Source organism: Cupriavidus sp. R6-3, assembly GCF_059772245.1.
The window spans coordinates 1-8,958 of record NZ_JCBAJO010000192.1 but is presented as its reverse complement, the minus strand read 5'-3'; the positions used below and the strand labels follow the sequence as shown (position 1 = coordinate 8,958).

The 8,958-nt window shown below is 66.6% G+C and carries 6 protein-coding genes; 1 reads left to right on the top strand and 5 read right to left on the bottom strand.

Translation table 11 applies throughout. The features are described 5' to 3' along the window. Positions 1-45: 45 nt before the first annotated feature. Entirely contained in the window at positions 46-2,055 is a 2,010-nt protein-coding gene (locus tag AC6EI8_RS20920) for an AMP-dependent synthetase/ligase (RefSeq protein WP_498382766.1), read from the bottom strand. 258 nt (positions 2,056-2,313) lie between these two features. On the opposite strand from AC6EI8_RS20920, the gene AC6EI8_RS20915 reads away from it, so the two are divergent. After that, positions 2,314-2,982 (top strand): Crp/Fnr family transcriptional regulator, encoded by a 669-nt coding sequence (locus AC6EI8_RS20915; protein WP_006578248.1) that lies wholly within the window; start codon positions 2,314-2,316, stop codon positions 2,980-2,982. Between the two features lie 10 nt (positions 2,983-2,992). Here the strand turns inward: AC6EI8_RS20915 and AC6EI8_RS20910 are convergent, their stop codons facing one another. The 4 genes from AC6EI8_RS20910 to AC6EI8_RS20895 all read right to left on the bottom strand — a co-directional run. After that, positions 2,993-5,020 carry a hypothetical protein gene (locus tag AC6EI8_RS20910; protein WP_498382765.1) on the bottom strand — a complete coding sequence of 676 codons (2,028 nt, stop codon included), beginning with the start codon at positions 5,018-5,020 and terminating at the stop codon, positions 2,993-2,995. Between the two features lie 464 nt (positions 5,021-5,484). Then, positions 5,485-6,345, bottom strand: coding sequence for a 3-hydroxybutyryl-CoA dehydrogenase (locus AC6EI8_RS20905; protein ID WP_498382764.1), 861 nt, complete (start codon positions 6,343-6,345; stop codon positions 5,485-5,487). 94 nt (positions 6,346-6,439) lie between these two features. After that, positions 6,440-6,856 (bottom strand): HIT family protein, encoded by a 417-nt coding sequence (locus AC6EI8_RS20900; RefSeq protein WP_226108113.1) that lies wholly within the window; start codon positions 6,854-6,856, stop codon positions 6,440-6,442. A 250-nt stretch (positions 6,857-7,106) separates the two neighbouring features. Then, the coding region (locus tag AC6EI8_RS20895) for a methylmalonyl-CoA mutase family protein (RefSeq protein ID WP_498382763.1) at positions 7,107-8,958 on the bottom strand (1,852 nt) is incomplete at its 5' end.

The following is an 8,958-nucleotide window of genomic DNA, read 5'->3' as shown; positions in this document are numbered from 1 at the left end:
CGCTCCACGCCTTGCCACGCCATCTGCGTCATCCTCCTGCCCCTGCTATGCCGCTTGCTCGGCGGGCGTTGCCGCGCCGGCCTGCGTTGCCTGCGCGGCCTGCGCCGATCCGGCCGGCGGGAAGCGTTTGGCATCCACCAGCTTCAGGGTCGCGCTGACGCTGCCTTCGCGCCCGTCCTCGAACTTGACGCGCGTCTCGATGAACTGCTCCGGGCGTCCGGCGTACAGCGCGTCGATCAGCACCCCGTACTTCTCCGCGATGAAGCCGCGGCGCACCTTGCGGGTGCGGGTCAGCTCGTCGTCGTCGGGATCGAGCTCCTTGTGCAGGATCAGGAAACGCGCGATCTGCGAGCCCGACAGCGCCGGATCCTTGGCCAGATCGGCATTGACCTGCTCCACGCATTCGGCGATCAGGTCGATCACCTGCGGCTGCGCGGCCAGGTCGATATAGCCGGCGTAGGGCAGGTGGCGCCGTTCGGCCCAGTTGCCGACCGCCTCGAAGTCGATGTTGACGAAGGCGCAGACGCGGTCGCGGCCGGTGCCGAAGGCCACCGCTTCCTTGATGTACGGGAAGAACTTGAGCTTGTTCTCGATGTACTTGGGCGCGAACATCGAGCCGTCCACCAGCTTGCCGACGTCCTTGGCGCGATCGATGATCTTCAGATGGCCGTCGGCGTCGATCACGCCGGCGTCGCCGGTCATGAAGTAGCCCTCGTCGTTGATCGCCTCTCGTGTCGCGTCGTCGCGCTTGTAGTAGGCCTTCAGCAGGCCCACGCCGCGCACCAGCACCTCGCCGTTCTCGGCGATGCGGATCTCCATGCCGGGCGCGGCCGGGCCGACCGAATCGAACTTGACCTGGCCGTCGGGCTGCAGGCAGACATAGGCGCAGGTCTCGGTCTGGCCGTAGAACTGCTTCAGGTTGATGCCGATCGAGCGATAGAAGCGGAACAGGTCCGGACCGATCGCCTCGCCCGCGGTATAGGCCACGCGGATGCGGCTCATGCCGAGCACGTTGCGCAGCGGGCCGTAGACCAGCGATTCGCCCAGCGCGTAGCGCATGCGCTCGAGCAGCGGCACGGGGCGGCGATCGAGGATGTCGGCGCCGCAGCGGCGCGCCACGTCCATGGCCCAGCCGAACAGCTTGCGCTTGAGCCAGCCGGCGTCCTCCATGCGGATCATCACCTGCGTCAGCAGGCTTTCGTAGATGCGCGGCGGCGCGAAGTAGTAGGTCGGGCCGATCTCGCGCAGATCGGTCATCACGGTCTCGCGCGACTCGGGGCAGTTGACAGTGAAGCCGGCGGCCAGCGCCTGGGCGTACGAGAACAGGTTGTCGCCGACCCAGGCCATCGGCAGGTATGACAGCACGTCGTCGTCGGGACCGAGCCGGTCGAACTCGCAGCCGTGCATCGCCGCGCCGATCAGGCCGCGGTGCGAATGGCAGACGCCCTTGGGCTTGCCGGTGGTGCCCGAGGTGTACAGGATGATCGCGGTATCGTCCGGGTCGCCGGCCGTCACGGCCTCGTCGAAGAAGCCCGGATGCGCGCGGTCGTATTCGCGGCCGATCTCCTGCAGGCGCTCGTACGACATCAGCGACGGATGGTCGTAATCGCGCAGCCCGCGCGGGTCTTCGTAGACCAGATGGCGCACCGCGCCACCCTGGGCTGCCAGCTCTTCCTCGACCTCGAGCAGCTTGTCGACCTGCTCCTGGTCCTCGACCACCGCGAAGGCGATTTCGGCATCGCGCAGCACGTAGACCATCTCGCTGGCGATCGCGTCCTGGTACAGCGGCACCGGCACGCCGCCCAGCGCCTGCGCGGCGGTCATGGCCCAGTACAGCCGGGGACGGTTGTCGCCGACCACCGCCAGGTTCATGCCGCGGCCGAAGCCCAGCGCGGCCAGTCCGCAGGCCAACGCACGTACCTCTTGCGCCGCCTGCGACCAGCTGCTCGTCTGCCAGATACCGAGATCCTTCTCGCGATAGGCCGGATGATCCGGCCGCTGCTGCGCGTGCGCCAGCAGCAGTCGCGGGAAGGTCGTTGCCGACCTGTCCTGCATCGCTGTCTCCTGTCCCTCCGACGGGTGGGTTCCCGCCGGTGCCAAGCGCCGGTGCCGATCGTTATACTTGCCCCTGGTCGTCCGAAGGCCAGCAGGCCGCCGCGCGCCAGGGATATCGTGGCCGCGCCTTGAGCGCGGGTCGGTCCGTGGTGAACGTAAGATAGCCGATGCCCCTCCCCCCGGTTGTCACGTCGGTGACAATTCCGGGTTAATCCCTAGCGGAGTCCCCGCCGGACTCCCGACCGGAGCCAAGCAGGCATGCTCAACGACTTTCTCGACCGGTGCATCTGGGCCGCCGACCTCAGCGACGAACAGCGCCAGCGGGTGCGGCAGGCCATGTTCGTGCGCGAATACAACCCCGGCGATTACGTCTGCCACAAGGGCGAAATGGCCGAGCACTGGCTGGGCGTGCTGGAGGGGATCGTCAAGATCACCACGGTGTCGCCATCGGGCAAGTCGGTGACCTTCACCGGCGTGCCGACCGGCGGATGGTTCGGCGAAGGGGCCGCGCTGAAGCAGGAGATCCGCAAGTACGACGTGATGGCGCTGCGCCATTCGCGCATCGCCTTCCTGCCGCGCGAGACCTTCCAATGGCTGCTCGATACCAGCCTGCCCTTCACGCGCTTTCTGCTGACCCAGCTGAACGAGCGGCTCGGCCAGTTCATTGCCGCGGTCGAATACGAGCGGCTGCTCGATATCGACTCGCGCGTGGCGCGCGCGGTGTCGTCGCTGTTCAACGAGCACCTCTATCCGGGCATCGGCACCAAGCTGGAGATTTCGCAGGAGGAGATCGGACTGCTGGCCGGCATTTCGCGCCAGCGGGCGAACCAGGCCCTGAAGGTGCTGGAGCAGCAGGGCCTGGTTCGGGTCGACTATGGCGAGATCGAAGTGCTCGATCTCGAGGGACTGCGCCAGTACGGCGAATGAGGCATCGGATTCAGACCGGCACCTTTTCGGCCGGCACCTTGCTTGCGGAGGAGGACGGCTCCGACTGCTGGTTCGGTGCGCTGCCGTTGCCGAGCGAACGCCACTGCCGCTGATCGCCCTGCTGGTTTGGCTCGGTCGGGTGAAACACGGGCAAGGATTCGAATTTGCCGTCCTTATAGAGGGTGACGGGCTTGTTGCAGTCGGCCTCCGTCACGTTGGCAAGCCGCGGGAACACGTTCTTGAGATCCTGCCTGAGCGCGTACGCCGCAGCCTGGCGCTGCGAGACCGGATCCGCCGCCACCGGGCCCGAACGCGCCGCGTCCTCGTCCCGCATGATGACGCGGTCCGCGGAGAAGTCGTTCTGGCCCGGTGCGACACGGGCTGCCCGGTCCGCATCGCCTGCCCAGCGATGGAGGTAGGCGAAGGTCGTATTGCCGATCCGCAGATTGCCGGTCAGCTTGAGCAACAGATCTTTCGCCGCGTCGCCTTCGGGCGTGTCCTGGAAACGCAAATCCTCGCGGAGCGCCTGGACGCTTTCCATGACAAGCGGCAGGATTTCGTTCTGGTAGAACCGCCCGAGCGAGCTGTCGAAAACCGTCTGATGCAGTGCCCTGGCATCGCTTTCGACATCCTTCGGCACCTCGGCCAGCTTGATGGTCTTCCAGGCCCACTTCGCCATGTTGCGCTGTCCCAGCGGCACGAAGCGCAATGCCTCGCCATCCTCGCGCGATGCGACCGCAAGCACTTCCTCGCCAGGCGCGTCGCCGGACAGGCGCTCCAGCAGTCCCGGCTTGCGTGTGAAGTGCACCAGCCGTACGCGCGCCGGCAAGGCGGAGCCCGCCGCGCGATCGGCATGCAGGGCCTGCGCCGCCTCGCCATTCACACCGCATTGCCGCACGACCTCGCGCACGAAGGCGGCGAGCCGCTTTCCGGCGAGATGGGGCTTGACCTTCTGCTGGATTTTCTCGATCAGCCTCTCGCGCGCATCCAGCACCGTCGATACCACGGGATCGCCCTTGTCGCGACACACGCCATTCAGGATGGTCTGAAAGCGCTGTGCCGCGGACGCACGGCAGGATGCCATGGCTTTGTCGACCGCGCGGGCAAGGGCGCGCCGCGTTGTCCGGGTCGGCTCCGGCCTGCCCTTCTTCACCGTGCAGATCATCAGCGGCCTGACGTCGTTATCCTGGTCATCCCGGACGATCGCGCTGGCCGACGCTTCCAGCAGCCGGGGCGCTTCGTCTTCGATCGTCGCCACCATGAAACGACCCATCAATTCGGCCATGTTCCGATAATCGCAGCCCTGTCTCTGGCCCTTGGCAATGCGCAGCAACCGCTCCATGTCGCGCTGGACGCGCTCCTTCCCGTGCGTTGCGACGCTCGGCGCGTGAAGGCGAAACTCGATGGCATCGCCCCCGCTCTTGAAGGACAGCACCAGGATGTCGCCCTCGATCCTGGTCTTGCTTCGGTCGATATGCGTCAGGCCCACCGGACCGCCCTCGGCACAGCGGATCCACGCATCGATTTCCCCGGGGTTCAGCGGCGCCAGTGATCCCAGCGTGCGTTCCGATATCGCCCGGTTCGTCGGCACCGCGTTGCCGCGCCGGTCGGAGGGGCCCTGGCCGGCTTCGGCGTTCCGCGCCTCGATGTCGGGCCACAGTTCGTCGACGATGCGATCGACATGCGCGCGCATGTCCTTGACCAGGCCAGTCGTGATGGTGGACCCGCTGCGCAGCGCCCGCTCCATGGTGCGCGTGCTGCTGCGGAAGAACAGAAAGTCCATCAACTGCATCAGTCGCGTCTGCACCAACGACTCGCCGTTCTCGAACTCGCGCCGGATGCACAGTTGCCGTGTTTTCCCCTTTGTGGCCCACGTCAGCGTGAAGATGTTCTCGCCGATCTGAAACCTGCCACTCGGCTCCGCCCCGGCGGCGTTCTGCCCCAGGACGCGCTTCACGAAGTCGCCTGGATTGTTCCGCACCTCGTTGTAGAACTGCTCGTAGTCCGTCTTCTTCACCGTTCCGATAAAGGTCGCCATGACTTTCAATCCTCATAGAGTGAATGAGGCGGTCATCGTACGGATCAAGGCCAGACCACTTTTCGGAAAGCGAACGATCCTTTCCCATGCCGTCCGGCCTCGCCGAACGCGTCGTCGCGCGACCTTCGCATTCGGCTTGCGCCGTGCGTCATGCGTCCATCATCGACGGCATGCCGCACGGCCGGCACCACCGCGGTGTGCATGTGGTTGTCGCAACATCACCGCATGGCGCTGGAACAGGTCGCCCGAGGCGGCGCTGCGAAGGTATCGGGTTTGGCCGGCATGAAGGACCTGCCTCGCGTCGGAGTCGGTGGCCGCTTACGCGTTCCGTTACGCGTTCCGTTACGCGTTCCGTTACGCACTCCGTTACGCGTTCCGTTACGCACTCCGTTACGCACTCCGTTACGCATTCCGTTACGCATTCCGTCGCACGGCGCGGTGTCCGTCATGCCGGCAGCGGAACGCTATTTCGCCGCGCTGTAGACGTAGACTCCCCTGCCCGTCTTGCGGCCGAGGTAGCCGGCGGCCACCATCTCGCGCATCAGCATGGCGGGGCGGTACTTCGGATCGGCGAACTCGGCGTACAGCACCTCCATCACGGCCAGCATGGTGTCGAGCCCGATCATGTCCGCCAGCGCCAGCGGGCCGATCGGATGATTGCAGCCGAGCTTCATCCCTTCGTCGATTTCCTCCGGCGAGGCCAGGCCCTCGCCGAGCACGCAGAAGGCCTCGTTGATCATCGGGCACAGGATGCGGTTGACGACGAAGCCCGGGCTGTTCTTCACCGTGATCGGATACTTGCCAAGCTGCTTCGACAGCTGCTCGACCGCCGCGTGCGCGGCGTCGCTGGTCTGCAGGCCGCGGATCAGCTCGACCAGCGCCATCATCGGCACCGGGTTGAAGAAGTGCATGCCGATGAAGCGTTCGGGGCGGCTGATCGCCGCGGCCAGCTTGGTGATCGAGATCGACGAGGTGTTGGACGCGACGATGGTGTCCTCGCCGACCAGCGCATCGACCTGCTTCAGGATCTTGAGCTTGAGCTCGTAGTTCTCGGTGGCGGCCTCGATCACGATCTGGGCGGCCTTCAGGTCCTCGTAGGCGGTCGAGCCCCGCACGCGCGCGAGCGCCGCGTTCTTGTCGGCCTCGGTGATCTTGTCCTTCCTGATCAGGCGGTCCAGGCTGCCGGCGATGGTGGCGATGCCCTTGTCGACCGCGGCCTGGCTGATATCGACCATCACGACATCGAGCCCGACCACCGCGCACGCCTGCGCGATGCCGTTGCCCATGGTGCCTGCGCCGATGATGCCGACGGTGTGGATTGTCATGCTGTCTCCCTGCTTGCGGATGGAATGGAAATGGAAATGGAAAGGGTATGGATGCGGATCGCGTGAATGCGGATCGCGTGAATGCGGACGGGCGTCAGCCCAGCGCCGCGACGATGCGCGCCGCATGCTGCTGCAGCACCGCCGGGTCCTGCGGCTCGCTGGCGTGGCCGCGCAGCGGGCGGTCGGCGTAGCGCGGCACGATATGGAAGTGCACGTGCGGTACGGTCTGGCCGGCGGCGGCGCCATTGAACTGGCCGATCGACAGGCCGTCCGGGCCGAACGCGTCGCGCACCGCGCGGGCGATGCGCTGGGTGGTGCGGATCGCGGCCTGCGCGGCGCCTTCGGACAGGTCGAACAGCTCGGCGGCGGCCTCCTTGGGCAGCACCAGCACGTGGCCGTCCGACTGCGGCATGATGTCCATGAAGGCCAGCGTGTCGGCGTCTTCGTAGACCTTGTGGCAAGGCAGCTCGCCTCGCAGGATTCGGGCAAAGATATTGTTCGGGTCGTACACCGTGAGCTCCGGTTCGGGAATGCGCGACTGCGCCGGAATCGCGCCGGGGGCCGCTGGACTGGCAGCGATGGATCGACAGCCCGGCGGCAAGGCAGCGCCGCTTGCGAGTTTAACGCACGGTCGTGCGAATTCGCCGTCCAAGGGCGAGGCAACAGCAGGCCACCGCAGCAAGCGGCCGAAGCAAACGACCGCGCGGGACGTGGCGGTCCCGCGCGGTCGCTCCCCGCAGTCGCCGCCTGTTCGGCGGACGCTACATGTTCCGCCGATACTGTCCGCCAACCTCGAACAGCGCATGCGTGATCTGCCCGAGCGAGCAGACCCGCACCGCGTCCATCAGCACCGCGAACACGTTCTCGTCGTCGATCACCGCCTGGCGCAGCCGCGCCAGCATCGCCGGCGCCGCGTCGGCGTGGCGGGCGTGGAATGCCTGCAGCCGCCGCAGCTGGCTCTGCTTCTCGTCCTCGCTGGAGCGTGCCAGTTCGAGCGTGGCCGGGGTCGGATCGCCGTCGGGATTGCGGAAGGTATTGACGCCGATGATCGGCAGCGAGCCATCGTGCTTGCGCTGCTCGTAGAGCATCGACTCTTCCTGGATCTTGGCGCGCTGGTAGCCGGTCTCCATCGCGCCGAGCACGCCGCCGCGCTCGGCGATCCGCTCGAACTCCTGCAGCACCGCCTCCTCCACCAGGTCGGTCAGTTCCTCGATCAGGAAACTGCCCTGGTTCGGGTTCTCGCACTTGGCGACGCCCCATTCGCGATTGATGATCAGCTGGATCGCCAGCGCGCGCCGCACCGACTCCGCCGTCGGCGTGGTGATCGCCTCGTCGTAGGCGTTGGTGTGCAGCGAATTGCAGTTGTCGTAGATCGCGATCAGCGCCTGCAGCGTGGTGCGGATGTCGTTGAAGTCGATCTCCTGCGCATGCAGCGAGCGGCCCGAGGTCTGGATGTGGTACTTCAGCTTCTGGCTGCGCTCGTTGGCGCCGTACTTGTCGCGCAGCGTGACGGCCCAGATGCGGCGCGCGACGCGGCCCAGCACGCTGTACTCGGGGTCCATGCCGTTCGAGAAGAAGAACGACAGGTTGGGCGCGAAGTCGTCGATATGCATGCCGCGCGCCAGATAGGCCTCGACATAGGTGAAGCCGTTGGCCAGCGTGAAGGCCAGCTGCGAGATCGGATTCGCGCCGGCCTCGGCGATGTGATAGCCGGAGATCGACACCGAGTAGAAGTTGCGCACCTGATGATCGACGAAGTACTGCTGGATGTCGCCCATCACCTTCAGCGAGAACTCGGTCGAGAAGATGCAGGTGTTCTGGCCCTGGTCCTCCTTCAGGATGTCGGCCTGCACGGTGCCGCGCACGTTCTGCAGCACCATCGCGCGGATCTTCGCCGCCTCGCCGGCATCGGGCTCGCGGCCCTGCTCGCGGCGGAAGCGGTCGAGCTGCTGATCGATCGCGGTGTTCATGAACATCGCCAGGATCGCCGGCGCCGGGCCGTTGATCGTCATCGACACCGAGGTCTGCGGATCTATCAGGTCGAAGCCGTCGTACAGCACCTTCATGTCGTCGAGCGTCGCGATCGAGACGCCCGAATTGCCGACCTTGCCGTAGATGTCGGGTCGCAGGTCCGGGTCCTCGCCGTACAGCGTGACCGAATCGAAGGCCGTCGACAGCCGCTTGGCCGGCATGCCCTCGGAAACCAGCTTGAAGCGGCGGTTGGTGCGGAAGGCATCGCCCTCGCCGGCGAACATCCGCGTCGGGTCCTCGTTCTCGCGCTTGAAGGGGAACACGCCCGCGGTGTAGGGGAAATAGCCCGGCAGGTTCTCGCGCATCAGCCAGCGCAGCAGCTCGCCCTCGTCGGTAAAGCGCGGCAGCACGACCTTGCGCAGCCGCGTGCCCGACAGCGTGGTGGTGACGAGCCCGGTGCGCAGGTCCTTGCCGCGGATCGTCACCACGTGCTCGTCGCCGCTGTAGGCTTCGCGCAGCGCGGGCCAGCCGGCCAGCAGCGCGCGCTCGGTCTCGCCCAGCGCGCCGTCGCGCGCGGCTTCGAGCGTCTCCAATGCCTGCAAGGCCTGCGGTGCCTGCCGCGCATCGGCGCCCGCGGCAGCC